Raw genomic sequence first — 496 nt, 5'->3', positions numbered from 1 at the left:
TCAGAATTTTTCTCTTGCCCCTGAGATGGGGACATATACGTTGCGACCTGCCACGTTTGTCCATAGTCTTTAGATATTGTATATGCACCGGGTTCCCATTCAGGAATAAAGATGTATTTATCCGATGGATGGATATATATCCCAGAGAATATCCTGAAGGAAGCAAATACTCCATCATATATCTCTTTATGAATATCTTTTCTAATGTCATGATACCAAAGTGCTCCCTCACAATAATAGCCTTTTAACTCCAGATAACGATTATCGTCATAACGATAAATAACCTGTGAGGGTGTTTTTTTCGTACAGCCAGAGATAACACATAGTGAAATTGCTGCGACGATTACTCTTACCACATTTCCCATTATCATAACTCATCCTTAAACGTTAAGCGGCTTAGGCATATCCCCTTGCAGATTATTTCCCCGCATCCATATCGCAGTGCATCCGGGTCCAGCCCTTATAGCCCACCACTTCCGGTTCTTTGTCCGGCAGG

At 41.7% G+C, this 496-nt stretch carries 1 protein-coding gene; it reads right to left on the bottom strand.

Annotation, left to right across the window (positions count from 1 at the left end; translation table 11 throughout):
• The coding region (locus OGV94_RS00865; protein ID WP_502874117.1) for a T6SS immunity protein Tli3 family protein at positions 1-371 on the bottom strand (371 nt) is incomplete at its 3' end.
• Positions 372-496: the final 125 nt, after the last annotated feature.

The sequence above is a fragment of the Citrobacter sp. Ce006 genome (assembly GCF_030336535.1).
In the GTDB taxonomy this organism is placed as follows: domain Bacteria; phylum Pseudomonadota; class Gammaproteobacteria; order Enterobacterales; family Enterobacteriaceae; genus Citrobacter; species Citrobacter europaeus.
The sequence above is the reverse complement of the archived record's forward strand: the minus strand, read 5'-3'. Positions and strand labels throughout refer to the sequence as shown.